Origin of the sequence: Stenotrophomonas sp. FSL W7-1447, from assembly GCF_037966425.1 — a bacterium.
GTDB classification, from domain to species: domain Bacteria; phylum Pseudomonadota; class Gammaproteobacteria; order Xanthomonadales; family Xanthomonadaceae; genus Stenotrophomonas; species Stenotrophomonas pavanii.
This window is the reverse complement of record NZ_CP150199.1, coordinates 3,724,824-3,750,643: the sequence shown is the minus strand read 5'-3', so window position 1 is coordinate 3,750,643 and position 25,820 is coordinate 3,724,824. Positions and strand designations below refer to the sequence as shown.

Annotated in this window: 19 protein-coding genes; 17 read left to right on the top strand and 2 right to left on the bottom strand. The window is 67.1% G+C overall.

The features are described 5' to 3' along the window. The first annotated feature begins 49 nt into the window (after positions 1–49). Entirely contained in the window at positions 50–4,489 is a 4,440-nt protein-coding gene (locus tag NSQ78_RS17440) for an ESPR-type extended signal peptide-containing protein (RefSeq protein WP_064239108.1), read from the top strand. A 69-nt stretch (positions 4,490–4,558) separates the two neighbouring features. Beyond that, entirely contained in the window at positions 4,559–5,302 is a 744-nt protein-coding gene (locus NSQ78_RS17435; RefSeq protein ID WP_057493350.1) for a hypothetical protein, read from the top strand. Between the two features lie 115 nt (positions 5,303–5,417). On the opposite strand, the gene NSQ78_RS17430 is transcribed toward NSQ78_RS17435, so the two are convergent. Next, the gene (locus tag NSQ78_RS17430) at positions 5,418–6,062 is read right to left on the bottom strand and encodes a hypothetical protein (RefSeq protein ID WP_049465702.1); all 645 of its coding nucleotides are present in this window, start codon (positions 6,060–6,062) and stop codon (positions 5,418–5,420) included. A 183-nt stretch (positions 6,063–6,245) separates the two neighbouring features. Further along, positions 6,246–8,669 carry a penicillin-binding protein 1A gene (locus NSQ78_RS17425; protein ID WP_053461282.1) on the bottom strand — a complete coding sequence of 808 codons (2,424 nt, stop codon included), beginning with the start codon at positions 8,667–8,669 and terminating at the stop codon, positions 6,246–6,248. A 219-nt stretch (positions 8,670–8,888) separates the two neighbouring features. On the opposite strand from NSQ78_RS17425, the gene NSQ78_RS17420 reads away from it, so the two are divergent. The 15 genes from NSQ78_RS17420 (at position 8,889) to NSQ78_RS17350 (ending at position 25,746) form a co-directional block, all read left to right on the top strand. Then, positions 8,889–9,947 (top strand): pilus assembly protein PilM, encoded by a 1,059-nt coding sequence (locus tag NSQ78_RS17420; RefSeq protein WP_339206970.1) that lies wholly within the window; start codon positions 8,889–8,891, stop codon positions 9,945–9,947. Then, positions 9,947–10,825 (top strand): PilN domain-containing protein, encoded by an 879-nt coding sequence (locus NSQ78_RS17415; RefSeq protein WP_053506172.1) that lies wholly within the window; start codon positions 9,947–9,949, stop codon positions 10,823–10,825. Before NSQ78_RS17420 ends, NSQ78_RS17415 begins: the two co-directional genes overlap by 1 nt. Beyond that, positions 10,822–11,478: a type 4a pilus biogenesis protein PilO gene (gene pilO / locus NSQ78_RS17410; protein ID WP_057493352.1), complete on the top strand. Its 657-nt coding sequence runs from the start codon at positions 10,822–10,824 to the stop codon at positions 11,476–11,478. Before NSQ78_RS17415 ends, pilO begins: the two co-directional genes overlap by 4 nt. Next, positions 11,478–12,011 (top strand): pilus assembly protein PilP, encoded by a 534-nt coding sequence (locus NSQ78_RS17405; RefSeq protein ID WP_005418914.1) that lies wholly within the window; start codon positions 11,478–11,480, stop codon positions 12,009–12,011. The genes pilO and NSQ78_RS17405 overlap by 1 nt, the downstream gene beginning before the upstream one ends. 21 nt (positions 12,012–12,032) lie before the next feature. Further along, positions 12,033–14,003 (top strand): type IV pilus secretin PilQ family protein, encoded by a 1,971-nt coding sequence (locus NSQ78_RS17400; RefSeq protein WP_064239107.1) that lies wholly within the window; start codon positions 12,033–12,035, stop codon positions 14,001–14,003. A 173-nt stretch (positions 14,004–14,176) separates the two neighbouring features. Next, entirely contained in the window at positions 14,177–15,202 is a 1,026-nt protein-coding gene (locus NSQ78_RS17395) for a MoxR family ATPase (protein WP_308306430.1), read from the top strand. 8 nt (positions 15,203–15,210) lie between these two features. Further along, a complete protein-coding gene (locus NSQ78_RS17390) occupies positions 15,211–16,140 on the top strand; it encodes a DUF58 domain-containing protein (protein WP_339206966.1) in 930 nt (309 codons plus the stop codon). Next, on the top strand, positions 16,137–16,586 hold the full coding sequence (locus tag NSQ78_RS17385) for a DUF4381 family protein (RefSeq protein WP_053506009.1): 450 nt from the start codon (positions 16,137–16,139) through the stop codon (positions 16,584–16,586). Before NSQ78_RS17390 ends, NSQ78_RS17385 begins: the two co-directional genes overlap by 4 nt. After that, positions 16,583–17,587, top strand: a complete 1,005-nt coding sequence (locus NSQ78_RS17380; RefSeq protein ID WP_064239104.1) for a VWA domain-containing protein — start codon at positions 16,583–16,585, stop codon at positions 17,585–17,587. The genes NSQ78_RS17385 and NSQ78_RS17380 overlap by 4 nt, the downstream gene beginning before the upstream one ends. Next, a complete protein-coding gene (locus NSQ78_RS17375; RefSeq protein ID WP_064239103.1) occupies positions 17,584–19,413 on the top strand; it encodes a VWA domain-containing protein in 1,830 nt (609 codons plus the stop codon). Before NSQ78_RS17380 ends, NSQ78_RS17375 begins: the two co-directional genes overlap by 4 nt. Then, a complete protein-coding gene (locus NSQ78_RS17370) occupies positions 19,410–21,125 on the top strand; it encodes a BatD family protein (RefSeq protein WP_064239102.1) in 1,716 nt (571 codons plus the stop codon). Before NSQ78_RS17375 ends, NSQ78_RS17370 begins: the two co-directional genes overlap by 4 nt. 57 nt (positions 21,126–21,182) lie before the next feature. Next, complete coding sequence (locus NSQ78_RS17365) at positions 21,183–22,502, top strand: dicarboxylate/amino acid:cation symporter (RefSeq protein WP_064239101.1); 1,320 nt, start codon at positions 21,183–21,185, stop codon at positions 22,500–22,502. 336 nt (positions 22,503–22,838) lie between these two features. Further along, on the top strand, positions 22,839–24,836 hold the full coding sequence (tkt, locus tag NSQ78_RS17360; RefSeq protein ID WP_064239100.1) for a transketolase: 1,998 nt from the start codon (positions 22,839–22,841) through the stop codon (positions 24,834–24,836). A gap of 314 nt (positions 24,837–25,150) precedes the next feature. Then, positions 25,151–25,429, top strand: a complete 279-nt coding sequence (locus NSQ78_RS17355; protein WP_032962148.1) for a type II toxin-antitoxin system RelE/ParE family toxin — start codon at positions 25,151–25,153, stop codon at positions 25,427–25,429. Between the two features lie 11 nt (positions 25,430–25,440). Then, entirely contained in the window at positions 25,441–25,746 is a 306-nt protein-coding gene (locus NSQ78_RS17350) for a HigA family addiction module antitoxin (protein WP_057493358.1), read from the top strand. Positions 25,747–25,820 lie beyond the last annotated feature (74 nt).

Sequence of the window (25,820 nt, the reverse complement as noted above, 5' to 3'; positions counted from 1 at the left end):
GCGTCATGTGCAGGGCCTCACTTTCGATGTCCTGTTAAGGAGAGACAGCATGAACCACATCTATCGTCGTGTCTGGAGTGCCGCCAAGCGTTGCTGGGTGGTGGGCAGTGAGTTGACCCGCCGCACCAAGGGACGTGCGCGCTCGGTTGCACGCAGCTCCTCAGGGGCGCTCGCATTGCTTTGCCTGTCGACGGCGAGCGCCGCGGCCACTGAACACGGCGCGGCGCTGGAGGCAAATGAACTGCGGCGCTGGGCAGATTCCGAGCTGTTCTACAACGCCTGGCAACGGATGCTGCCGATGGGAAGCCCTGCCCGCTCCAATGTCGCGTGGTCTGGCGGAATGGCGCTCCAGCGTATCGTCTATCAGCTCGCCACGGTGAGCGACAACGTGTACAGCGACCTGCGCTTGACGGGAGATCGGACCATTGGCCTGGGCTCCCGGACCATCGTCGAAGGCAACCAGTCGGCAGCCTATGGCAACGGCATCCGCCTGTATGGCAACAACAGCGTCGCGATGGGGGACGCTGTAACCGTGGACGTTTCACACGGCACTGCTGTTGGCGCGCTCTCGCGCGCGTCAGGCGGTTATGGCGCCACGGCGTTTGGCAACGATGCACACGCCAATGGTGGCAACAACATCGCGGTCGGCAGTGGTTCGCGCGCGAATACCGGCAGTGGCAAGGGCGCGATTGCGGTGGGGGCCGATGCCTTCGCCGGAACATCGGGCTATTCAGGTGCCATCGCGATGGGCAACCAGGCGCGTGCGTCCTACAACGCATTGGCCCTTGGTTATCAGGCCAGTGCGACCAGTTCAGGCGCGGTGGCGATCGGTGCAGGTTCGGTTGGCAATGAGTCCAACGCTGTCTCGGTGGGCAGCAGCAGCATCAAACGACGCGTGGTGAACGTGCAGGATGCTCGATTGACCGGCTCCAGTTCCGATGCCGTCACCGGCAGTCAGCTGTACTGGGCCAAGCAGGACACCAGCAGGGCGCAGACTGCGGCAGACACGGCCAAGGCAAACGCAAGCACGGCGCAGAGCACGGCGAACACGGCCAAGAGCACGGCTGAGAACGCGATGTCCGCAGCCAACGCGGCAGGCTACCTGACTGCCAGCGGCTCGACCGTGACGTCCTCGCAGCGTGCCCACGCATCGGGAACGGGTGCGCTTGCCTCAGGCCTGAACGCGCTTGCCAGTGGCTCGGGCGCGAGTGCGCATGGATACAACGCCAAGGCCAATGCAGTCGGCTCGATTGCCATCGGCTCCGGCGCCAAGATCGAGGCGAGCTCCTCCAACTACGGCATCGCCATCGGCGCCTCGGCGAGCACCGGCCCGACTGCGTACCAGGTTGCGATCGGCTACCAGGCATCTGCTGCAGGGGGTGCGAGCTCCATGGCGCTGGGTGCATCCACCAAGGCCAATCATTCGCGTTCGGTGGCTCTGGGTGTGCTTTCGGTTACGACCGCCAATGATCAGGTATCGATCGGCAGTGACTCGGTGAAGCGGACGATCAGCGGGATGAAGGATGGGTTGCTGAGCGCCACCAGTACCGAGGGTATCACTGGCAAGCAACTGTTTGAAACCAATGCCCAGGTGGGCGAGGTGGAGCGCACGGCGAAGGCGGCGCAGACGGCGGCCTCTACGGCAAAGGATGAAGCCGGCAAGGCGTTGACCGCAACGACGGTGCTGGGTGGCCTTGTCGGGCAGGTGTCTGCCACAGGCAATGTCCGCCTGGGTGAGAAGAACAGCGGCACGCTGCTGGACGTGCGCAACAGCGCGAATGCGAACCGGACGATCAGGGGCCTGAAGGATGGGCTGTTGAGCGCCACCAGCACCGAGGGCGTCACCGGCAAGCAGCTGTTTGAAACCAATGCCCAGGTGGGCGAGGTGGACCGCACGGCGAAGGCGGCGCAGACGGCGGCCGATACTGCAATGGACGATGCTGGCACGGCGTTGACCGCCGCGACGACGCTGGGTGGTCTTGTAGGGCAGGTTTCCACCACGGGCAACGTCCGCCTGGGTGAGAAGAACAGCGGCACAGTGCTGGATGTGCGTAACAGCGCTGGCGCCAATCGCAAGGTCAGCGGGGTTGCGGATGCGGTCTTGAGCACCAGTAGCGCTGAAGCAGTGTCTGGGAAGCAGCTGTATTCAACCAATTCACGCGTCTCAGAACTTGAGGAAGTCGCGCAGTTTGTGGGTATCGGTTCAGCTCCCTTCAGTGAACGTGCCGAAGCGGGTGTGGCAGGCGTGGCGCTTGGAAATTCAGCAAAGACGGGGCTGGAGGGAGGAACTGCGGTAGGCACATTTGCGGAGGCGATGGGAAAGAACTCCACCGCAATTGGTAGAGCGGCGACTGTCTCTGTGGATTCCGAAAATGGATTCGCAATGGGAGTCGGTGCACAGGTCGGCGGAGACACTGGCGGTGCACGTGGAGGTGTAGCGATCGGTGCTGGCGCTAGCGTTGAAGGTGGAGCTCTCAACTCGCTAGCACTTGGAATGGGTTCCCAAGCTGATGAGATTGGGGTTGCGTCATTCGGGAGTGTCGGCATCCAGCGCCGCCTTGTAAACATCGCCCGAGGCATCGCCGACCACAACGCCACCACTGTCTCTCAGCTCAAGGATTCCCTCGCCACCCTCGGCGGCGGCGCAGGCATGGATGCCAGCGGCAACATCATCGCCCCGACCTACGCGGTGCAGGGTGGAACGCAGAACACCGTCGAGGATGCACTGATGGCACTCGATGGCGCTGTCATCACCGCAGGCCGTCGCGCGGGCAAGGTGGAAGGCCAGCTGAGTTCGATCTTCCAGGATTCGCCTTCCGCCCGTGCAGATGGCATGAACCAGATCGCGCTGAATGGCGTGAATGGCATGGTGCTGACCAACCTGGCTGACGGCCGAGTAGCCCCAGGAAGCCGTGATGCCGTAACCGGCAGTCAGTTGTACGCCGCAGAGCAGAAGATTTCGCAGAATCGGAATGATCTGGAGACGATGCGCAAGGAGCGGGAGATGGGCGAGCAGGCCATGCGTGGATTGGATACGAGCGGCCCGATCGATTTCGGCGGTGCGCGTTTGACTGGTGTAGCGGAGGCGATGCTGTCGGCTGACAGCTCGGATGTTGTGCGGGGCAGCCAGCTCTATGAGACCAACAGCCGTGTTTCGGCTATGGAAGGCATCAGCCAGTACGTCAGTGTGGGTGCCGCTCCAGGCTATGGTCCTGCTCAGGCTGGACCGGTTGGTCTTGCAATTGGGAACTTCGCTAAGACCGGCAACGATGGAGGAACTGCAGTGGGAACCCATGCGAAGGCACTGGGCAGAAATTCCATAGCCCTTGGTCGCGCTTCGGTCGTGCATGAGGATTCCGATAGCGGATTTGCGCTAGGTACTGGAGCGGAGGTAGGCATTGCCGGAGGTGGTGCACGAGGAGGCATTGCTATCGGTGCCGGAGCAAAAGTGGGTAAAGGAGCGAATGGTTCGCTGGCAATAGGCGAAGGCTCTCAGGCGAATGAGGCCGGAGTGGTTTCATTTGGAAGTGCAACTACTTATCGCCGCCTCGTAAACATCGCCAACGGCACCGCCAACCACAACGCCGCCACCGTCGGCCAGCTGCGCGGCGCACTCTCCGCCCTCGGCGGCGAAGTCGATGCCAACGGCAACATCGTCGGTCCCAGCTTCAACGTGCAGGGCCAGTCCCAATCCACCCTCAATGGTGCATTGGAAGCGCTCGACGGCGCAGTCGTCAGCACCACCTCGCGGGTGAATCAGGTCGAATCCCAGCTCCGCTCCGTGTTCCAGGAAACCCCCTCGGTGCGCGCAGACGGTACCCACCAGCTCACCCTGGCCGGCGCCAACGGCATGGTCATCTCCAACGTGGCCAACGGCCTGATCGCGGCTGGCAGCCGCGATGCCGTCAACGGTGGCCAGCTGCACTCGATGCAGCAGCAGCTCAATGGCCGCATGGATGGGCTGGAGCAGCGCATTGAGGATCAGCCGCAGGCCCGCGCCATCGCGGCAGCGTCCACGCCGTCGCCATCCACCGAAGAGACCGCGCCGACGCCGGAAACCGGCGGTTCGCCGCAGGTCGCCTCGGCCGGCGAAGGCGACAAGCCGGCCCCGCAGCCAAAGTCGAAGCAGGACGACACGCCCAAGCCACAGGTCGACACCGCCGAGCTGGAAAAGATGCTGGCCCGTGCCAACGAGTACACCGACGGTGCGATCAGCACTTTCGAGCGTCGCCTGGACAAGATGGACAAGCGCTTCAATCGCATGGCGGCGATGAGCAGCGCGCAGAGCGCGATGGCGATGAACACCGCCGGTCTGGCCACGTACAACCGTCTGGGTGCGGGCGTGGGTTACAGCGAGGGCGAGTCGGCGATGGCCGTGGGCTACCAGCGTGTGCTGAACGAAAAGGGTTCGGCCACCTTCAGCCTCAATGGTGCGTTCACCAACAGTGGCGAACGCAGCATGGGCGTCGGCGTGGGCATCGGCTGGTAAGCGATGACGCTCCGGCGTGACGCGCGTATTCCGCCCCGCCGCGCCGGGGCCCTTGCCGAGGAAATGGCCATGTACCGATGGGTAAGCCGATTCATCAGCTATCGCACGTTCTATCTGTGGCGGGCGCGGTATTACTACTACACCCGCAACCTGGATCGCTGGGTGCTGTTCACCCTGCTGTGCCTGTCAGGCATCGCGCTGGTGCTCTGGTACCACTGGCGGTTGACGAGCGTGCCGCCACCGCGCGTGCATCCAGAGGCGGCCGCGCTGCGCGTGGAGAACATCACCCAGGAAGCGATCCATCGCATCGTGCTGGTCCGCCATGGTGGCCCGACGCCGGGCGAGCCGTTCACCACGCCGGAAGACGTCCGCGCCGGTACGCTGCGCACGCTGCGGGTGCGGCAGTTGCTGGACAGTGCGATGGTGTGGCAGCTGAAAGCCCACATGCTGGCCGACATGGCGGCGTACATCGATGCCACGGACAGCTGCTTCCCCTTTCCGTGCTGGCTGGTCAGCCATCGGCTGGAGCTCATGCGTGCGGCGGAGGCGGAGAACGCGGCCATCAACCGGGCGCTCGAGCCGGTGCTGGAGATCCCGTTGGACAGGATGCCCAACCTCGACGGCGGCGAGCGTGCGCGGCTGCAGACGGCATGGTCGGATCCGTTCGGCGATGTCTACAATCAGACCTGGCTGCTGGGGGACCTGCAGAACATGCACGCGCGGATGATGGTGGCGTACCCGCAGCGCGCGGGTGCGCCGTGGCTGGCGCGGCTGCTGTCCGGCGACGCGGAGGAACCGTACCGGGGCTGGTAGACCGGGAGGGCGTGTGCAGCGCCGGGCCATGCCCGGCCGCGCTTGGGTCAGGCATGCGGAGGGCTGAGGCACCGTGCGGGCCAACGGTCCGCACCCACCAGAACCGGCGCAGCCGTTACCCGCCGATGTACGCGGTGATCTCCGCCTCGGCCAGCATCTGCCGCAGCTGCGATACCGACGCACGCCGCATCGGCTTCTCGTCCACCGGCGACAGCGGCGCCTGTCGCAGCGCGTCGTAGGGCAGCACCGCCAGGTCAAAGGTCAGCTCCTCGGCACTGAACACCCACACCGGCACGTCCAGGCTCCGTTCGCGGTCCATCCGCAGCCGGCGCGTCCGCGATTCGGCGGGGATGCCGTGCTCGTCGAGGAAGCGGTGCACGGCTTCCGGGTCGTCGCTGTGCAGGTGCAGCTGCACGGGACTGTTGGCGTCGGCGGTGCCATCCAGCACCGGGCCAGCCAGGCGCGGCGCGAACCCGTGCAGGAACTCCAGCGCCCGCATCGCGGCCTCGCGGCGGCGCTGCAGTTCGTTGCCGTGCTGGGGGCCGGCGAACAGCCGCTGGTATTCGCGCAGGGCGTCTTCGATCTCGGTGTTGCGGGGCAGGGAGGCATCGTCGTGGATGCCGAGCCGGCTGGCGGCCTTCAACTTGGCCTGGTGGTAGTCGCGGATGCCGCCTTCGGCCATCAGGCGGGCGGCTTCGTGGGCGAGGCGATGGCGCCGCTCGCGGGTCTGGCTGGCAGCATGCTGACGGGCGCGATGCATGCGATGACTCCTGTTGCGACCTGACGACAGACTAGCGCACGGATGTGACATCCGCGTGGGTATGGCGGATGCAACCGCTCTGGTAGGTGCCGACCGTTGGTCGGCACGAGGCGCCAACCAAGGTTGGCCTCTACCAGAGCCGCATCGGTGCCAACCCATGGTTGGCACCCACCAAACCGTTCCTCAGAAGATATCGAACGCGGCGGCGTCGGCCTGCGGCGTATTGAGGTTCAGGTCGTAGTCGGTCAGACGGTCCATGTCTTCCACCTTCACCCACTCGGTCGCGCCGTTGAGGGTAGCCTGGACCATGCCGCTGGGCGGCTCGTTCTGCGCGATCGGGGTGTCCTTCAGCGCGGTGCGCATGTAGTCGATCCAGATCGGCAGCGCCGCCTTGCCACCGTACTCGCGGTAGCCCAGCGAGCGGAAGTCGTCGCGGCCCACCCACACGGTGGTCACGTACGGGCCGCCGAAGCCGGAGAACCAGGCGTCGCGGTGGTCGTTGGTGGAGCCGGTCTTGCCGCCCACGTCCTCGCGGCCGAGCACCTTGGCCTGCACGCCGGTGCCGCGCTGGACCACGTCGCGCATCATCGACACCAGCTGGTAGGCGGTACGGGCGTCGATCGCGCGCGGGGCGGTACGGGCGTCGGGGTTGGCCGGCGCGGCCGGGGTTTCGGTCTTGGCTTCGGCCTTGGCTGCAGCGGCCGGGTCCACCTTCGGGGCCGGGGCGCCGAAGTTGAAGCCGTCCACCACCTGGTTGACCGGCTGGTCGCTGCTGCCGGCGCAGTCGCGGCAGGCCAGCGCCGGGTTTTCCTTGAACACCAGGTTGCCGTCGCGGTCATTGACCTGGTCGATCAGCCAGGTATCCACGCGCGAGCCGCCATTGGCGAACACGGCGTAGCCACGGGCCACCGACAGCGGGGTCAACGAGGCGGTACCCAGCGACATCGACAGGTTCGGCGGCAGCTCCGATTCGGCAAAGCCAAACTCGCTGATGTACTTGCGCGCGTAGTCCACGCCCATGCCGTCGAGCAGGCGCACCGAGACCAGGTTGCGCGACTGCACCAGCGCCTCACGCAGGCGCATCGGGCCGCGGAAGCCGCCGCCGTCGTTCTGCGGGGCCCAGGTCTTGCCGCGGCGGTCGCGGAACACGACGGGGGCGTCGAGCACGATCGAGGCCGGGTTGTAGCCCTTGTCGAAGGCGGCCGCATACACGAACGGCTTGAAGCTCGAACCCGGCTGGCGGCGCGCCTGGGTAGCGCGGTTGAACTTGTTGCCGGAGAAGCTGAAACCGCCCACCAGCGCTTTCAGCGCACCGCTGTGGGCATCCAGCGAGACCAGCGCGGACTGGCCGCGCGGGATCTGGTCCAGCAGCCACTCGCCCTCCTTGGCCCCGGCGCGCACGCGCACGATGTCACCGCGCTGCACCAGCTTGCCCGGGGTCTTGTTGGTCCACTTGGCGGCACCGGCCGGCAGCACGATCTCGGTGCGGTTGGCCAGCACCACCGTAGCGCTGCCATCGGCGCCAGTACTGGCGACGATCGCCGGCAACAGGCCGGCCTGGCCGTACATGCCGCGCAGGTGCTCGGCCAGGGCGGCGGCATCGTCGCCGGCGCCCAGCTGCACCTGCTTTTCCACGCCGTGCCAGCCGTGGCGGTGGTCATACAGCAGCAGGCCGTCGCGCACGGCCAGGTTGGCCGCGGTCTGCAGGGTGGAATCGATCGTGGTGGTGACGTGGTAACCCTTGTTGACCACGTCGCCGCCGAAGCGGGCGATCATTTCCTGGCGCACCAGCTCGGCCACGTACGGGGCATCGACCTGCACCGGCGGCTCATGCGCGGTGGCGTGCATCGGCACGGCCTTGGCCGCATCGGCCTCGGCCTGGCTGACGAACTTCAGGTCGGCCATGCGCTGCAGCACGTAGTTGTCACGGCGCTGGCGGGCACGTTCCGGGTTGGAGATCGGATTGCCCGACGAGGGGAACTTGGGGATGCCGGCCAGCGAGGCCATCTCGTCCAGGTCCAGCTCGTTCAGCTTCTTGCCGTAGTAGAACTCGGCGGCGGCGGCCACGCCGTAGGCGCGGTTGCCGAAGAAACTCTTGTTCAGGTACAGCTCGAAGATCTCGTCCTTGCTCAGCTCGGACTCGATCTTGCGCGCCAGCAGGATCTCGGCCAGCTTGCGGGTGTAGCTGTACTCGGAACTGAGGAAGAACTGGCGGGCAACCTGCTGGGTGATGGTGGACCCGCCCGGCACGCGCTTGTCGTTGGTGGTGGCCAGCAGCCACACCGCGCGGCCGATGCCCATGTAGTCCACGCCGCCGTGCTCGTAGAAGCGGGCGTCCTCGGTGGCCAGGAAGGCCTGCTTCAGCTTCTCCGGCACGTCCTTCATGGTGATCGGGGTACGCCGGGTCTCGCCGAACACCGCCATCAGCTTGCCGTCGGCAGCATAGACGTACATCGGCTCCTGCATTTCCACGTCGCGCAGGGTCTGCACGTCGGGAAGCTTGGAGGAAACGGCATAGTACAGACCGCCCACGGCGGCCGCGCCGATCAGCGCCAGGACCAGGACAATCAGGAAGATCCAGCGCAGCCAGCGGCGGAGTCGAGTCATCGGGTTCAGATTCCGATTGCGAATTTCGTGGTCGCAGAGTATAGATTACGCAAGGTGGCGGCTGGGGTCGGCACCGGGGAGCGCAAGGGGAACAGTCAGGGGCTGCATGGTGAATCCGTGAAGGAATTCACAGCAGGGCCGTTGCCATTTGCTAAGAATACGTTATTAATGCTTGGGCGCAGGTCTTGCGTCCAAGTGCCCGTCGGCAGGGGAGAAACCGTGGGGCTCATCCCAAAAAGTCAGTCGCCGCTCGTAGGCGTCGACATCAGTTCGACTGCGGTAAAGCTTTTGCAGCTGTCCCGCAGCGGCAATCGTTTCCGCGTGGAACATTACGCTGTGGAACCTCTTCCGCCGAATGCGGTGGTGGAGAAGAACATCGTCGAGGTGGAGGCCGTGGGTGAGGCCATCCGCCGGGCGATGAACCGTTCAGGCAGCAAGGCCAAGCTGGCCGCTGCCGCCGTCGCGGGGTCGGCGGTGATCACCAAGGTGATCCCGATGCCGGCCGACCTCGACGAAAACGACATGGAAGCCCAGATCGAGCTGGAAGCGGTCAACTACATTCCCTATCCGATCGAGGAAGTGAACCTGGACTTCGAGGTGATCGGGTCGATCCCGAACAACCCGGAGATGGTCCAAGTGCTGCTGGCGGCCTCGCGTTCGGAGAATGTCGAGCTGCGCCAGTCCGCGCTGGAACTGGGCGGACTGCAGGCCAAGGTGATGGACGTGGAGGCCTTCGCGGTCGAGAACGCCTACGCCCTGGTCGCCAGCGAACTGCCGGTGTCCATCGACGGCGTGGTCGCGCTGATCGACATCGGCGCCACCATGACCACCCTCAATGTCCTGCGCGGCGGCCGTAGCCTCTACAGCCGCGAGCAGGTGTTCGGTGGCAAGCAGCTGACCGACGAGATCATGCGCCGCTACGGGCTGAGCTACGAGGAAGCCGGGCTGGCCAAGCGCCAGGGCGGCCTGCCGGAAAGCTACGAGATGGAAGTGCTGGAGCCGTTCAAGGAAGCCACGGTCCAGCAGATCAGCCGCCTGCTGCAGTTCTTCTATGCAGGCAGCGAATTCAACCGCGTCGATCACATCGTGCTGGCCGGCGGCTGCGCCGTGCTCGGTGGCCTGCCGGAGATGGTCGAGGAACAGCTGGGCGTGCCGACCGTGGTCGCCAACCCGCTGGCGCAGATGACCCTGGGGCCGAAGGTGAACGCCCATGCGTTGGCCCAGGATGCCCCCGCGCTGATGATCGCGACCGGTCTGGCGCTGAGGAGCTTCGACTGATGGCACGCATCAATCTATTGCCCTGGCGCGCCGAGCGGCGCAAGCAACGCCAGCGCGAGTTCTACGCAATGCTGGGCATGGCCGCCGTCGGTGGGCTGCTGCTGTCGCTGATGATCTGGTTCTACTACGACCGTCAGGTGAGCGGCCAGATGGACCGCAATGCCTATCTGGAAGCCGAGATCGAGAAGGTCAAGGAACAGAACAAGGAGATCGACCGCCTCGACGCGCAGAAGGAACGCCTGCTGGCGCGCAAGAAGGTGATCGAGGAGCTGCAGGCCAAGCGCTCGCAGATGGTCCACCTGTTCGACGCGCTGGTGCGCACCATTCCCGATGGCGTGGTGCTGACCGCGCTGAAGCAGGAAGGTGACGTGCTGACGCTGGAAGGCCGCACCCAGTCCAACGCCCGCGTTTCGGCCTACATGCGCAACCTGGAGACCTCCGGCTGGATGACCAATCCGGAGCTGTCGATCATCGAAGCGCGTGACCCGGAGAAGGACAAGGACGGCAAGGCCGGCCCGCTGGCCGACATCAAGGCGCTGCCCTACGTGTTCGTGGTCAAGGTGAAACTGCCGGCTCAGAGCGAAGAGGTGTCGGCGACGCCGGGCCTGAACGCCGATGGCTCGGTGGCGACGGCGGCCCCGGCACCGGTGGCACCGCTGGCTGCAGGCCCGGATGCCGCAACGCCTGCGGCACCGGCGGCGGGACAGCCGGCAGCACCTGCTGCGCCCGCTGCACCGGCTGCCGCACCGTCGGCCGCTCCGGCCAAGCCGAACCCGCCGGCCGCTCCGGCCCCGGCACCTGCCCCGAAGCCTGAGGGCAGCCGCCTGGCGCAGCCGCCGCAGGCCTTCAATGCGCTGCTGCAGGGGGATCGCGCATGAGCCAGAAGATCGACATCAAGAACCTGGATTTCAACGACATCGGCAACTGGCCGCAGAAGGCCAAGATCGTCTTCTGCTCGTTGCTGGCGCTGGTCATCATGTTCGTGGCGTGGATGCTGCTGATCAGCGGCAAGCGTGAGGAGCTGGCCGGCCTGGAATCGAAGGAAGTCGAGCTGCGCGCCGAATTCACCAAGCAGCAGGAGCGCGCGGTGAACCTGGGGCCGCTGAAGCAGCAGCTGGCGCAGATGGAGCAGGTCCTGCAGCAGATGCTGCGGCAGCTGCCGAGCAAGACCGAAATGCCCGACCTGATCATCGACATCTCGCAGACCGCGCTGTCCAGCGGCCTGACCAACGAGCTGTTCGAGCCGGAACAGGAGCAGATCAAGGAGTTCTACGCCGAGAAGCCGATCAAGCTGCGCATGGTGGGCAGTTACCACCAGTTCGGCGCGTTCGTCAGCGGCGTGGCCTCGCTGCCGCGGGTGGTGATCCTGACCATGCACGACATCAACCTCAAGCCCAAGGAAAAGACCGGCGGCAACGTCCGCAGCGGTGCACTGGAACTGTCCGGTACGGTCAAGACCTATCGCTACCTGGACGAAACCGAAGTGCAGGCGCAGCAGGCGGCCGACGCTGGCAAGGAGGGCAAGAAGTGATGCGCGCGCAGACCGTACGTGGTGCGATGGTGCTGGCCGTGCTGCTGCTGGCCGGTTGTGGCCGTGGCGTGACCAGCACGCCCGGCGACGCACCGAACCTTGAAAAGTGGGTGGAAGGCGAGCGTGCGCGACCGGCGCAACCGCTGGAGCCGCTGCCGGTGATGCAGCAGTTCGAGACCTTCGAATACTCCGCGCAGGGCATGCGCGATCCGTTCACCGATGCCTGGACCAATCCGCAGCAGGGGAATGGCGGATTGCGGCCGGACCCGAACCGACGCAAGGAGCCGCTGGAAGGCTTCCCGCTGGATGCGCTGGACATGGTCGGTACCATCGGTACCGGCGCAGGTACCGTGGCGCTGGTGATGGGGCCGGACAAGGTCACCTACCGGGTTCGCCCGGGCGGTTACCTGGGGCAGAGCGACGGGCGGGTCACGGCGGTCTTCGAAGACCGCGTGGAGCTGATCGAACTGGTGCCGGATGGCGCGGGTGGCTGGCTGGAACGGCCGGCAACGCTCTCGCTCGAAGATCAATGATCGTTTACTGGGGATAGCACGATGACCTTTCACCAAGCCAAGGGGCTGCGTCCCATCCGGCGCTCTACCTTGAACCGTGTCAGCGCGCTGGGAGTCGCGCTGATGCTGGCCTGCGCTCCGGCGCTGGCCGCCGCACCGGCGGAAAAGCCGGCCGGCACCACCGTGGCACCGGCCGCTGCGCCGGCCGGCCTGTCGGTGGCCAAGATCGATTTCAAGCGTGGCGATGATGGCGCCGGGCGCCTGATCGTGCAGTTCGACGGGCAGGGCGCGGTCCCTGACCTGCGCACGCAGGGCAACAGCGTGGTGGTCGACGTCGGCAATGCCCGGCTGCCGGCCAACCTGCAGAAGCCGATGAACGTCACCGACTTCGCCACGCCGGTGCAGCGCATCGACGCCAAGCCGTCGGGCGCCGGCACCCAGCTGGTGCTGAGCACCGGTGGCGCGGTGGAGTCGCTGGCCTACCAGAGCGGCAACGAATACGTGGTCGAGATCAGCCCGCGCCAGGCCCAGGCCGCCGTGGGTGCGGTCACCGCCGGCAGCGTCACCCAGGCGGCCAAGGCCGTCGGCCAGCGCGGCTTCACCGGCAAGCCGGTGACCTTCAACTTCCAGGACGTGCCGGTGCGCACCGTGCTGCAGTTGATCGCCGAGGAGTCTAACCTGAACGTGGTGGCATCCGACTCGGTGCAGGGCAACGTGACCCTGCGCCTGGTCAATGTGCCGTGGGACCAGGCGCTGGACATTGTCCTGCGCGCCAAGGGCCTGGACAAGCGTCGCGACGGCAGCGTGATCTGGGTGGCGCCGCAGGCCGAACTGGCCAAGTTCGAGCAGGAAAAGGAAGACGCGCGCATCGCCATCGAGAACCGCGAAGACCTGCAGACCGACTACATCCAGATCAACTACCACAGCGCCACGCAGATCTTCAAAGCGCTGACCGAGGCCAAGGGCATCGGTGGCAACGGCGGAGGTGGCAGTGGCGGTGGTGCGGGCAGCACGTCGCAGGAAGACAGTGGCTTCCTGTCCTCGCGTGGTCGCATCGTGGCCGACGAGCGCACCAACACGCTGATGATCAGCGACATCCCGAAGAAGATCGCGCGCATGCGCGAGCTGATCAACGTGATCGACCGCCCGGTTGACCAGGTGCTGATCGAAAGCCGCATCGTCATCGCGACCGACACCTTCGCCCGCGAGCTGGGCGCCAAGTTCGGTGTCAGCGGCAGCCGGGACAATGTCTATTTCAGCGGCAATCTCGAAGCCAACCGCTTGACCCGGGAATCGCAGGTCAAGTCCGCGCAGGACAACGCCAAGGCCGAGCGCGACTGGATTGCCGGTGGCCGCGTGGGCCCGGCTCCTGTCCCGGTCGGCTCGACCATCACCCGTGGCCTGAACTGGAACCTGCCGGTGGCGGCCGCCAGCAACCCGGGCTCGCTGGCGCTGTCGATCCTCAATGCCGGTTACCTGCTGGACGTGGAGCTGTCGGCCATGCAGCAGGAGTCGCGAGGCGAGGTGATCTCCAACCCGCGCGTGGTCACCACCAACCAGCGCGAAGCGATGATCAAGCAGGGCAAGGAAATCGGCTACGTCACCATCAGCGGTGGTGGCGCTGGCGGCGTCGCAACCCCGAACGTGCAGTTCAAGGAAGTGGTGCTGGAGCTGAAGGTCACCCCGACCATCACCAATGACAACCGCGTGTTCCTCAACATGCAGGTGAAGAAGGACGAAGTCGACCAGCTGATCCAGCTGGAAGGCTACGGCACCGTGCCGTCGATCAACCGCCGCGAAGTCAACACCGCGGTACTGGTCGAGGATGGGCAGACCGTGGTGATCGGTGGCGTCTACGAGTTCACCGATCGCAACAGCATCAGCAAGGTGCCGTTCCTGGGCGACGTGCCGTTCCTGGGCAACCTGTTCAAGAAGCGCGGCCGCAACAAGGACAAGGCCGAACTGCTGGTGTTCGTCACCCCGAAGGTGCTGCGCGTGGCCAAGCAGAACTGAGCCCGCGCCTCCCGCGAAACGAAGAAGGGCCGCCATGCGCGGCCCTTCTTCGTTTCCACAAGTAGATCCACGCCATGCGTGGATGGGCCGTTCAGCCGTTCTTGATGCCAATCGCAAGGCACCCTGCGATGATGTCGGGAACCCGTGCCGTCCTGCGCCGGTCAAAGGCCCCCATGAACCTGCCACCGCCGATGCCCGAAACCGTCCTGCCGCCGCCCGCGCCGTCCATCTCCCGCCTGCATGCGGCATTCACCCGGTTGCGCGATGCGCTGTCGGCCGAGATCGTCGGCCAGGCGGCTTTGGTGGAACGCCTGCTGATTGCGCTGCTGGCCGACGGCCACCTGCTGGTGGAGGGCGCGCCCGGCCTGGCCAAGACCACGGCGATCCGTGCGCTGGCCTCGCGCCTGGACGCGGATTTCGCCCGCGTGCAGTTCACGCCCGACCTGCTGCCGGCCGACCTCACCGGCACCGAGATCTGGCGCCCGCAGGAAGGCCGTTTCGAGTTCGTGCCCGGCCCGATCTTCCACCCGGTCCTGCTGGCCGATGAAATCAACCGCGCGCCAGCCAAGGTGCAGTCGGCGCTGCTGGAAGCCATGGGCGAGCGCCAGGTCACCGTCGGTCGCCACACCTATGCGCTGCCGCCCCTGTTCCTGGTGATGGCCACGCAGAACCCGATCGAGCAGGAAGGCACCTTCCCGTTGCCGGAGGCGCAGCTGGATCGCTTCCTGATGCACGTGCGCATCGGCTACCCGGACCAGGCGGCCGAATCGGAAATCCTGCGGCTGGCCCGAGAGCGTGCGCGTGGCGCATTGGGCGAGGCCGCGCCGGCGCCGGACAAGATGCCGATGCAGGACGTATTCGATGCCCGCCGTGAAGTGCTGGACCTGCACATGGCGCCGGCGCTGGAGCGTTACCTAGTCGAACTGGTGCTGGCCTCGCGCGATCCGTCGCGCTACGACGCCGGCCTGGGCCGCCGCATCGCCTGGGGCGCAAGCCCGCGCGGTTCCATCGCGCTGGAGCGCTGTGCCCGTGCACGTGCCTGGCTGGCCGGTCGCGACTTCGTCACCCCCGATGATGTGCGTGCGGTCGCGGCCGACGTGCTGCGCCATCGCGTGCTGCCCAGCTATGAAGCCACCGCCGAAGGCTGGGACGGCGAGCGCCTGGTGCAGGAGCTGCTGGCCCGGGTGCCGGCACCCTGAGCCTGCGCATGACCGATCGATCCCCGGAACAGGTGCCGTCGTCCGTCGAAGGTGACGGCCTGCGCCCGCAGCTGGCCGAGCTGGTCGCACTGCGGCGCCTGGCCCAGCGCCCGCCACCGCCGCGCCGCGGCCGCACCGGCAACGCCTACCAGGCGCCATCGCCGCTGCGCGGACGTGGCATGGAATACGCCGAGTCGCGCGAGTACGTGGCCGGTGACGACGCGCGTCACATCGACTGGCGGGTGACCGCGCGTACTGGCCGCGCCCACACCAAGCTGTTCCAGGCCGAGCGCGAGCGGGTCAGCCTGATCGTGGCCGACACCTCGCCTGCGCTGTACTTCGGTACCCGCGTGCGTTTCAAGTCGGTGCAGGCCGCCCGCGCCGGTGCCGTCGCGGCGTGGTCGGCGCAGCGCCGTGGCGACCGAGTGGGTGCGCTGCGCGGCAGCGATCGCGAAGCGCCGATCGCCCCCGCAGGCGGGCCACGCGGCGTGCTGCGCGTGCTCGATGCGCTCAGCCGCTGGTATGCACAGCCGCCGTCGGACGATCTGGGCCTGGAGCGCGCGCTGGACCATGCCGCCCGCGTGCTGCGCCCGGGGGCCCGCATGCTGGTGCTGGCCGACCCGCAGCAGGCCATCCGCATTGCGCCGGCGCGCTGGAGCGCGCTGGCCCAGCATCACGATCTCAGCCTGGTGCTGCTGGTCGATCCGTTGGAACTGCAACCACCCTCGGCGGCGCTGCAGTTCCAGACCGCACAGCAGCGCATCGGCCTCGACCTGCGTCGCAGTGAAGTGCAGGCGCATTGGCAGGCGCATTTCGTTGAGCCGCTGCAGGAACTGCGCCGCCAGCTCGGCGCGCGCCGGGTCGACGTGCAGGTGCTGTCCACCGATGCGCCCAGCGACGCTTGGCTTGCGCCGTCACCGACCGAGGTGCCGGCATGAGTGCCAGCCTGCCGCTGCGTGATGTGCAGCTGCCACCGGCGCCTTCCTGGTGGCCGCCCGCCCCCGGTTACCTGATGATCGGCGCGGCGGTCGTGCTGGTGCTGCTGGTGATCGCCGTGCTGGTGTGGCGGCGTCGCCGCCGTCGCCAGCGCTGGCTGCAGCTGTTCGACCAGGAACTGGCCACCGCCCCGGATGCCACCGCCGAACTGGCGGCGATCGCAGGACTGCTGCGCCGTGCCGCCCGCCATGCTCGGCCAGGCAGCGAATCGCTGCGCGATGACGCCTGGTGGCAACGCCTGGATCCGCAGCGCACGTTGCCTGAAGACCGCCGCAGCCTGTTGGCTGAAGGCGCTTATCGTCCGCGGGTCGACAGCAACGACGTGGCGGCCGTACGCAGCTGGGCGCGCGAGCGCTATCTGGCGATGCTGCTGGAGCGCCGCCGATGAACCTGTGGGTGAGCTACTGGCCATGGCCGGACCTGCAGCTGGCGTGGCCGCTGGCGCTGTTGGCGCTGCCGTTGCCGCTGCTGATGCGCGGGTGGAAGCGCCGTGCAGCGCCGGGCGCCGCACTGCGCGTGCCCTATGCCGCCGCCGAGCTGGAAGCGCTGTCGGCGGGTGGCCGCGTCGACGCGTCGTGGTTGCGCACGCTGCTGCTGTGGCTGTGGTGGTGCGCTCTGTGCATCGCGCTGGCACGACCGCAACAGCTCGGCGAAGCCATCACGCCCCCGCAGCAGGGGCGACAGATGATGCTGGCGATGGACGTGTCCGGCAGCATGGGCGAGGGCGACATGGTGCTGGGCGGCCAGGCGGTCGATCGCCTTACCGCAGCCAAAGCGGTGCTTGCCGACTTCCTTGATCGTCGCGCGGGTGACCGCGTCGGCCTGCTGATCTTCGGTGATCGCGCCTACACGCTCACGCCGCTTACTGCCGACCTGGCCAGCGTGCGTGACCAGCTGCGCGACAGCGTGGTCGGCCTGGCCGGGCGCGAGACCGCCATCGGCGATGCCATCGGCCTTGCGGTCAAGCGCCTGCGCAGCCAGCCGGAGGGGCAGCGCGTGCTGATCCTGTTGACCGATGGTGTCAGCAATGCCGGTGTGCTGGAGCCGCTGCGCGCGGCGGAAGTCGCGCGCGCCGAGGGCGTGCGCATCCACACGGTCGCGTTTGGCGGCGATGGCAGCATGCGTCTGTTCGGCATTCCCATTTCCACCGACCGGGATCCGGTCGACGAGGCCACCCTGAAGAAGATCGCCAGCATGACCGGCGGCCAGTTCTTCCGCGCGCGTGATACCGCACAGCTGGCCGGGATCTACGCCGAGCTTGATCGCCTGGAGCCGGTCGCCGCGAAGGGGCCGAGCCTGCGCCCGCGCGAAGAACGCTATGCCTGGCCGTTGGGGCTGGCGTTGCTGCTGGGCGCACTGGCCTGGCTGTGGCCGGAGCGTCGCCGATGATCGCGTTTGCTTCGAATCTCCCCGATTGGAACGCGCTGCACTTCCTGCGGCCCGAGTGGCTGTGGGCGCTGCTGGCGCTGCCGCTGATCCTTGCGCTGGCGCTGTACCGGCAACGGCGCAGTGATGCGTGGCGGCAGGCCGTGGACGCACACCTGCTGCCACATCTGCTGGCCGCGGGTGCCAAGCGTCGAGTGCGCCTGCCCTGGGCGCTGCTGCTGGGCTGGACACTGGCATCGCTGGCGATGGCCGGGCCGAGCTGGCGGCAGCAGGCGCAGCCGATGTTCCAGGCCAGTGCGCCGCTGCTGGTGGTGCTGGACTTGTCCAGCCGGATCAGCGCAACCGATCTGCCACCGTCGCGCCTGCTGCAGGTGCGGGCGAAACTGGGCGAGCTGCTGCGCGCGCGCCAGGGCGGGCAGGTGGGCCTGGTGGTCTATGCCGATGACGCTTATACCGTCGCACCGCTGACCGACGACGGCAGCAATGTTGCGCTGTATCTGGATGCGTTGTCGCCGGACGTGATGCCACGCGACGGCCAGCGTGCCGACCGCGGCATCGACTGGGCAACACGCTTGATGCGGCAGATCGGTGCCTTGCAGGGGCAGATCCTGCTGGTCAGCGATCAGGCCGATAGTGAAGCGGCACTGGCCGCAGCGCAGGCGCGCAGCCTGGGGTTGCAGGTGTCGGTGCTGGGCCTGGGCACGCCGGCTGGTGCGGCCTACCGCGATGGCAGCGGGCAGATTCGCCAGGCCGCCTTGGACGAGGGCAGCCTGCGCGCAGTGGCCACTGCCGGTGGTGGCCGCTATGCACGCATCGCCGCCGATGACAGCGACCTGCGCGCGCTCGGCGTGCTTGACGCGCGCGACGGCACGGCGGCGCAGCGGCCAGGCGAAGGCAAGCAGTGGCGCGACGAGGGCTTCTGGCTGCTGCCGCCGGTGATGCTGCTGGCATTGCTGGCCTTCCGTCGTCGCGCGGTGCTGGCCGCGGTGCTCGCGGTCGGTCTGCTGCCATGGATGAACGGCGCGCAGGCGCGGGCCCCTGCGACGCCTGTCTCGCAGCCGGCGCAGGGCACGCTGTGGAAGCGCAGCGACCAGCTGCAGCATCAACGCCTGGCCGAGGGGGTTCAGGCCTACCGCAAAGGCGACTTCGCCACGGCACGCAAACAGTTCGAAGGCATCGACAGCGATGCCGGTTGGTACAACCTGGCCAACACGCTGGCACGCGAAGGCAACTACGACGAAGCGATCGCCGCCTACGACCGCGCACTGGCGCTGCATCCGGGCATGGCCGATGCGGTGGCCAACCGCGCCGTGGTCGATGCTGCACGCAAGCGCCGGCAATCCGGTGGCGGCCAGGGCCAGGATCAGCAGACGCCGCCGCAGAAACAACAGGACCGTTCCCAGGGCAAGCAGAATCCGCAGGGACAGCAGCCGCAGCAGGGGCAGAAGGACCCGGGGCAGGGCCAGCCACAGCCAGGGCAGCAGGGCCAGCCCGGGCAGGAATCTGACAAGGCGCAGTCGAGCCCGCAGCCCGGCCAGCGGAGCCGCGAGGGCCAGCAGGCACCGCCGCAGGTGGAAGATGCCAGGGCACAGGCGCAGGCCGATGAACAGCAGCGCCAGCGCATGCAGCAGGCGATGCAGCAGGCACGCGAGGGTGAGGTCGGCAAGGACGGCAAACCGGTACCGGGCAGTGAGGGCCGCACGCCACGCCAGCGCGAGGAGCAACAGGCGGTGGAAGCGTGGATGCGGCGCGTGCCGGATGACCCGGGCGCCCTGCTGCGGGCCAAGTTCCAGCTGGAAAACGAACGCAGGAAGAGGGAAGGGCGATGACGCGGTCGACGAACATGCACCGGCGCTGGCCGAGTTCGCTGTTGGCGGTGCTGCTGCTGTGGCTGCCGCTGCTGGCGTGGGCGCAGCCGCGTGCCTGGCTCGACCGCGACCGCATCGCGATGGGTGACACGGTCACCCTCAATGTCGAGAGCGACCAGGGGACGCCTGACTTCACTCCGTTGCGCACCGACTTCGACCTGAGCGGGCAGACCAGCAGCCGCCAGGTGGAGTGGAGCAATGGCAGCATGCAGCAGCGCAACCTGTATGGCGTGGCACTGACGCCACGGCGCAGCGGTGCGCTGGTGGTGCCGGGCCTGCAGGTGGGGAGCACGCAGACTGCGCCGTTGACCCTGCAGGTGGATGCGGCTGCCGTGGCCGGTCCGGACAGCAATGCGATGGCCTTCATCGAAACCGTGGTCGACGACCCGACGCCGTACGTGCAGCAGAGCGTGGGTGTCGTGGTACGGCTGTATTTCGCCTCGCAGCTGGCCTCCGGCGAGCTGGTGCTGGACACCCCGGCGGGCGCGTCATTGCAGCGCGTGGGCGATGACCGCACCGATGTGCGCCAGGTCAATGGCCGCCGCTACAACGTGGTCGAACGGCGTTTCCTGCTGATCCCCGAGCGCAGTGGCGCCTTGCGGCTGGCCGGTGCGCGCTTCAGTGGGCGCAGCGCCGGTGGCTTCTTCGATGACTTCTTCGGCGGCGGCGACGGGCGCATGAATGCTACCGGCGCCGACCGCACCCTGCAGGTGCAGGCCCAGCCGGCACAGGCGCCGCAGCCGTGGCTGCCGCTGCAGAGCCTGCAGCTGCGCTACACCAGTGCGCCGACCCAGGCCCGCACCGGCGAAGCGGCCAACGTGGTCGTCGAGGCGGTGGCCGAAGGCGCGACCCGTGCACAGTTCACCGACCTGCCGGTGCCCGATGTCGGCAACGCCGCGCAGGTGTTCGCCGAACCCGCGCAGTACGAAGAGACCTTCAACGGCAGTACGCCGCGGCTGAAGATCACCCGCCGCTATTCGATCGTGCCGCGCCAGCCGGGATCGCTGGTAGTACCGGGGCCGCGCCTGCCGTGGTGGGATGTGCGCGCGGGGAAGGCACAGGAAGCGACGTTGCCGGACCTGACGCTGGCCGTTGCGGCCGGCAATGGCGGTGGCAGCGCTTCACCTGCACCGCTGCCGCCGATCGACACCGATGCCGCGCTGCCCGGTAGCGATGGACAGGACGCGCGTATCGCGGCAACCGATCCACGTGCCAGTGGCCTGACCGAGCGCCCGTGGCCATGGATGGCGGCGGCCATCGGCCTGGCGCTGCTGTGGCTGCTGACCCTGTTGTGGGGCTGGCAGCGAGGTCGCCGCCCGCGTTCCGCAGCACCGGCAGCCGGTACGCCCGCTGCGCCGGCCGTGGCGACCGGACGTGCCGGCGTGGCCGAACTGCGCCGCGCGCTGGATGGCGAAGATTTCCACGAGGTGGAAGCACGGCTGTGTGCAATGGCCGGGGTCGAGCGCATTGAACAGGTCATCGCGCGGCTGGATGACCCGGTGCAACGCCAGGTGCTGCAGGATCTGCAGCAGGCGCGCTGGGGCGGGCAGGGCGATCCGGGTGCGCTGCGGGCCCGCCTGCGCGGCGCCTTCCGTGACGGACCGCACTGGTCGGCGGCGGCGGGTGCCGCCGACACTGGCCTGGCGCCGCTGTATCCGCCGCGGCGAACCTGAACCGGCGCCGCTTGCGCGCTTTGTTAGAGTGCATTCATTTTTCGAGGAAACCCGCGTATGACAGCAGCTGCTGCCGACAAGAAGAAGTTGCCCCTGCATTGGAAGATGGGCATCGGCTTTGCGATCGGCCTGGTCCTGGGACTGACCGTGCATGCCCTGGGCGGCAGCGTCGGGGGTCTGCAGGCCGGTGCCAAGTGGGTCATGGACTACGTCACCACCCCGGCGTCGGGCCTGTTCCTCAACCTGATCTTCATGCTGATCGTGCCGCTGATCTTCTCGGCGCTGATCATGGGCGTGTCGGAGATGGGCGACATCCGCGCCCTTGGCCGCATCGGCTGGAAAACCCTGGCCTACACCGTGCTGCTGTCGGGCATCGCGGTCGGCATCGGCCTGGTGCTGGTCAACGTGCTCAAGCCGGGCGCGGGCGTGGATCCGCAGACCGCAGCACTGATGCTGTCGGAGAACGCCGAGCGCAGCAAGGAAATCGTCGCCGGCATCCATGGCACGCCGAAGGGCATGGACATGCTGCTGTCGATCGTGCCGAGCAACGTGCTGCAGGCCGCTTCGGACAACGGCGCGATCCTGTCGCTGATGTTCTTCGCGCTGATGTTCGGCATCGGCATGGTTCTGACCGATGATGAGAAGGTCGCACCACTGCGCCGCGCCATCGAAGGCGTGTTCGAGATTTCGATGACCCTGATCAACCTGGTCATCCGCCTGGCCCCGTACGCCGTGGCCTGCTTCATGTTCAACCTGGCCGCGCTGTTCGGCTTTGAGCTGATCATCCGCCTGGGTGCGTATGTGGGCGTGGTGGTGCTGGCGCTGGGCCTGCACATGATCGTGACCTACGGTACTGCGGTGTGGCTGTCGGGCCGCTCGCCGCTGTCGTTCTTCCGCGATACCCAGGAAGCGACGGTGATGGCGTTCTCCACCGCCTCCAGCAATGCCACCCTGCCCACCGCACTTCGCGTGGCCGACCAGATGGGCCTGCCGCAGCGCGTATCGCGCTTCGTGCTGACCGTGGGCGCCACCGCCAACCAGAACGGCACCGCACTGTTCGAGGGCGTGACGGTGATCTTCCTGGCCCAGTTCTTCGGCGTGGACCTGAGCATCGGCCAGCAGTTCATGGTGATGGCGGTCTGCATCCTCGGCGGCATCGGCACCGCCGGCGTTCCGTCGGGTTCGCTGCCGGTGGTGGCGATGATCTGCGCGATGGTCGGCGTGAACCCGCTGGGCATCGGCCTGATCCTGGGCGTGAATCACTTCCTGGACATGTGCCGTACCGCGCTGAACGTGACCGGCGACCTGGCCCTGACCACGCTGGTGGCCAAGGGCGAGTCCCACGATGGCCCGGCCCTGGCGCCGCACCAGGACTGAGTCCAACGCCCCGCCCCCGGACTCCGGGGGCGGGTAGTGCCGGCCGCTGGCCGGGTACGCGTCATCGCATGCGCGCTGCCGCTCCCACGTTTCGCGATGCGAATCGTGGGCCCCCTTATCGGCCTCCACACCCCCGCGCCTTTGGCGCAGCCCCCGGACTCCGGGGGCGGGTAGTGCCGGCCGCTGGCCGGCAACTTCATGATCTTCATCGAATTCTGCGCAACTGCCGGCCAGCGGCCGGCACGACCGGGCAAGGTGAACTGCCCCCCCGCCCGGTGACTATGGGACAATAGGCCGCCCGCACGTCCGCGGCCGCCTCCCGATTCCGACAGAACCATGACGCAGCCTACCCGTCGCCAGTTGGCTAACGCCATCCGCTTCCTTGCCGCCGATGCGGTTGAAACCGCAAAGTCCGGCCACCCCGGCATGCCCATGGGCATGGCCGACATCGCCGAAGTCCTCTGGAACGACTACCTCCGCCACAACCCGAGCAACCCGCACTGGTTCAACCGCGACCGTTTCGTGCTGTCCAACGGCCACGGTTCGATGCTGCAGTACGCGCTGCTGCACCTGAGCGGTTATGACCTGCCGATCGAGCAGCTGAAGCTGTTCCGCCAGCTGGGCAGCCACACCGCCGGCCACCCGGAGCGTCATGAGACCCCGGGCGTGGAAACCACCACCGGTCCGCTGGGCCAGGGTTTCGCCAATGCCGTGGGCTTCGCCCTGGCCGAGAAGCTGCTGGCTCAGCGCTTCAACCGCCCGGAGCTGGAAGTGGTCGACCACCGCACCTGGGTGTTCATGGGCGATGGCTGCCTGATGGAAGGCGTGTCGCACGAAGCCGCGTCGCTGGCCGGTACCTGGGGCCTGCACAAGCTGGTCTGCTTCTGGGACAACAACCACATCTCCATCGACGGCAACGTCGAGGGCTGGTTCACCGACAATACCCCGGAGCGTTTCGAGGCCTATGGCTGGAACGTGGTCCGCGACGTCGATGGCCACGACCCGGAGAGCATCAAGGCCGGCATCGAGGCCGCGCTGTCGCAGAGCGACAAGCCGACCCTGATCTGCTGCCGCACCACCATCGGGTTTGGTTCGCCGAACAAGGCGGGCAAGGAATCCAGTCACGGTGCACCGCTGGGCAAGGACGAGCTGGAAGCCACCCGCAAGCAGCTGGGCTGGGAATACGGCCCGTTCGAGATCCCGCAGGCGATCTACGACGGCTGGCGTGGCAACGGCGCCGGCACCCTGCGCCAGGCCGAGTGGGAGCAGCTGTTCGACAAGTACGCCAGCCAGTATCCGGCGGAAGCGGCCGAGCTGACCCGTCGCTCGCACGGCGAACTGCCGGCCGACTTCGTTGCCAAGGCCGATGCCTACATCGCCCAGGTGGCCGCTGAAGGCCCGACGATCGCTTCGCGCAAGGCCTCGCAGCTGGCCATCGAAGCCTTCGCCCCGCTGCTGCCGGAAATCGTCGGCGGCTCGGCCGACCTGGCGCACTCCAACCTGACCCTGTGGAAGGGCAGCAAATCGGTTGCCAGCGACGACGCCAACGCCAACTACGTGTATTACGGCGTGCGCGAGTTCGGCATGACCGCCATCGCCAACGGCCTGGCCCTGCACGGCGGTTTCATTCCGTTCGACGCTACCTTCCTGGTGTTCAGCGACTACGCCCGCAACGGCGTGCGCATGAGCGCGCTGATCCCGGCCCACGCCATCCACGTCTACACCCACGACTCGATCGGCCTGGGCGAAGACGGCCCGACCCACCAGCCGGTGGAGCACCTGGCTTCGCTGCGCTACATCCCGAACAACGACGTGTGGCGTCCGTGCGATGCGGTCGAGTCGGCGGTGAGCTGGAAGGCCGCGATCACCCGCCAGGACGGCCCGAGCTGCCTGGTGTTCAGCCGCCAGAACCTGCCGCACCAGCCGCGCAGCGCCGAGCAGATCAAGCAGATCGAGCGCGGCGGCTACGTGCTGGCTGATGCCGCCGGTACCCCGGACGTGATCCTGATCGCCACCGGTTCGGAAGTCTCGCTGGCCTCCGAAGCCAAGGCCCAGCTGGATGCGGCCGGTATCAAGACCCGCGTGGTCTCGATGCCGTCTACCGATGTGTTCCTGCGCCAGGATGCGGCCTACCGTGAAGCGGTGCTGCCGAATGCAGTGCGCAAGCGCGTGGCGGTGGAAGCCGGCGTCACCGGTTTCTGGCGCCAGTTCGTCGGCCTGGACGGTGCGGTGATCGGTATCGACACCTTCGGTGCCTCGGCTCCGGCAGACCAGCTGTACAAGCACTTCGGCATCACCACCGCCCACGTGGTGGAAGCGGCCAAGTCGCTGTAAGCCGCTTCGCGGTGCAATGAAGGAAAGGCCGGCGCACGCCGGCCTTTCCCGTTCTCCAGACCAAAAAAAGGGGACGGAGGGGATCAAGTCGTATGTGCACACACGACTTGATCCCCTCCGTCCCCTTTTCCTCTGCTCGGCCCGTTCCGCCCGGCGGTGCTGCTGTCGCGTTGGCCTCTTCATCTGATCTGCGTTCTCTGCGAAAAGGAGGGCCGGCCGAGGCACCCCTCAGAAGTAGTCATGGACAAGACGCGCGGCGCAGAAAACCACGGTGGATTTGCGGGGTGTAAGGTGATGCCTTACACTGTCGTCGCATGATCGTCAGCTTCAGGCATAAAGGCCTGAAGGCGCTCTATGAGCGGGGCGACATTTCCGGAGTCCGTGCCGATCATGTGGCTCGATTGCGGCGTTTGCTTCTGCAGCTGGATCAGGCCCGTCTGCCTGGGGACATGGGGCTGCCCGGAAATCGCCTGCACCCCCTGCGCGGGAGCTATAGCGGCTACTGGGCGGTAAGTGTCTCGGCGAGTTGGCGATTGGTGTTCCGCTTTCGTGGGCTCGACGTCGAACTGGTCGATTACCTTGATTACCACTAGGAGTCTGCTCGATGCCGTTGCATGATCCGCCGCATCCCGGGGAATCGCTGCGCGAAGATGTCCTGCCGGCGATCAGTATGTCGATCAGTGCGCTGGCACAGCATCTCGGCTATTCGCGCGGCCAGCTGTCGACGATCATCAACGGGCACGCCGGCATTTCCGCAGAACTCGCATTCCGCCTTGAGCTTGCAGGTCTGGGCAATGCTCGCATGTGGCTCGCGATGCAGGCGGCATACGATCTGTGGCAGGTCGAGCATCGAGCGCATCCACCGATTGCCCGCCTGTATCTGGAGGATTCAGTGAGGAGCGGACAGTAGCTCCACGTCATGCGTGGATGAAAAAAGGGGGACGGAGGGGATTAAGTCGCATGTGCACATACGACTTAATCCCC